Source organism: Pedobacter jejuensis (genome assembly GCF_003725795.1).
GTDB classification, from domain to species: domain Bacteria; phylum Bacteroidota; class Bacteroidia; order Sphingobacteriales; family Sphingobacteriaceae; genus Pedobacter; species Pedobacter jejuensis.
The window spans coordinates 1-1334 of record NZ_RBEE01000033.1; the positions used below are offsets into that span (position 1 = coordinate 1).

Sequence of the window (1334 nt, forward strand, 5' to 3'; positions counted from 1 at the left end):
CGCTTCCAGGCAACGGTTATACCAACACTTCCGGCAGGCACAACACAGATTAAAAACGTTGCCTCGGTTGTAGATCCAATTGATCCGAATAACCCTGAGTTACCGGAAGTTGTGGTGCCAACGGAAGGCAAGATTACTTCAACGAAAACAATTGTTGGTAACCCATCGAGCGTAAAACCGAGTGATGTACTTACTTACAATATTACCTTAACGAACAGTTTTGGCACTGCAAAAACAGGTGTAACGGTAAGTGACGCTGTTCCTTCAACCTTGACCAATATCATAGGAATTAGCAATGGTGGAACATTAACAAATGGTACAATTAACTGGTCGGCTTTGACAGTTCCTGCAAATGGAACACTCGTATTGAGTTTTACCGCCACGGTTATACCAACACTTCCAGCAGGCACAACACAGATTAAAAACGTTGCTTCGGTTGTAGATCCAATTGATCCGAACAACCCTGAGTTACCGGAAGTTGTGGTACCAACGGAAGGCAAGATTACTTCAACGAAAACAATTGTTGGTAACCCATCGAGCGTAAAACCAAATGATGTACTTACTTATAATATTATTTTAACAAATAACTTTGGCACGGCAAAAACAGGCGTAACGGCAAGTGATGTTGTTCCTGCAACCTTGACCAATATCACGGGAATTAGCAACGGTGGAACATTAACAAATGGTACAATTAACTGGTCAGCTTTGACTGTACCTGCAAATGGCAGCTTAACCTTGAGCTTCCAGGCAACGGTTATACCAACACTTCCAGCAGGCACAACACAGATTAAAAACGTTGCTTCGGTTGTAGATCCAATTGATCCGAATAACCCTGAGTTACCGGAAGTTGTGGTGCCAACGGAAGGCAAGATTACTTCAACGAAAACAATTGTTGGTAACCCATCGAGCGTAAAACCGAATGATGTACTTACTTACAATATTACTTTAACGAATAACTTTGGCACTGCAAAAACAGGTGTAACGGCAAGTGACGCTGTTCCAACTACGCTAACAAACATCAACTCAATTAGCAATGGAGGAACCTTAACAGGCAATACAATTAACTGGTCTGCTTTGACAGTTCCTGCAAACGGCAGCTTAACCTTAAGCTTCCAGGCAACGGTTATACCAACACTTCCGGCAGGCACAACACAGATTAAAAACGTTGCTTCGGTTGTAGATCCAATTGATCCGAACAACCCTCAAAACCCATCAGTAGAGGTGCCAACGGAAGGGAAGATTACAGCTACTAAAACAATTGTTGGTAACCCATCGAGCGTAAAACCGAATGATGTACTGACTTACAATATTACCTTAACAAATAACTTTGGAAA

1 protein-coding gene is annotated in these 1334 nt (G+C 42.2%); it reads left to right on the forward strand.

Annotated features, from left to right (window positions below; all coding sequences use genetic code 11):
* On the forward strand, positions 1-1334 hold a 1334-nt coding region (locus D7004_RS14155; protein WP_148042806.1), incomplete at both ends, for an Ig-like domain-containing protein.